Origin of the sequence: Synechococcus sp. H55.10, assembly GCF_047502715.1 — a bacterium.
Lineage (GTDB): Bacteria > Cyanobacteriota > Cyanobacteriia > Thermostichales > Thermostichaceae > Thermostichus.
In genome coordinates this window covers 1-504 of record NZ_JANSJJ010000299.1, presented here as the reverse complement: position 1 = coordinate 504, position 504 = coordinate 1, and the positions used below count along the sequence as shown (strand labels likewise).

The following is a 504-nucleotide window of genomic DNA, read 5'->3' as shown; positions in this document are numbered from 1 at the left end:
AACCATGAGGGAGTGTTGGTTGATGCCGTCCACCGCGCCCGCCAGCAGCACGCCGGCATCCTCATCAACCCCGGCGCCTACACCCACACCAGCATTGCCCTGCGGGATGCCATTGCTGCCGTGGGTCTGCCCACCGTAGAAGTTCACCTGAGCAATATCTATCGCCGCGAACCTTTCCGCCAGCACTCCTACATTGCTGCTGTAGCCATTGGCCAAATCAGTGGATTTGGAGCCCACAGCTACCTATTGGGCCTACAGGCTCTAGTTCAGCACCTGCGGCTGCAGGCCGTCCAAACCTGACCGAAGAAGTTTGGCCTTACCTCGACGCTACCGCGATAGTCGCTGCTTGGTGATCCGCAAACGCGGGGAGGCCCCCCACCTGGAAGAGGCAGACACTGGGTTTCCCGGTGGAGAACATCTGTCCTCAGCCGTGTGAGAGAGGAGGGCAGGCGCCAGGTAGGTATCGTGCGGGCGCAACTCAAAGAGTGGCTAACTGGTAAAACC

The 504-nt window shown here is 60.1% G+C and carries 1 protein-coding gene; it reads left to right on the top strand.

Going from position 1 to position 504, the window contains the following annotated elements:
- Positions 1-300 (top strand): type II 3-dehydroquinate dehydratase (locus tag NW858_RS13370; RefSeq protein ID WP_414520682.1); only part of this gene is annotated, 300 nt, incomplete at its 5' end.
- Positions 301-504 lie beyond the last annotated feature (204 nt).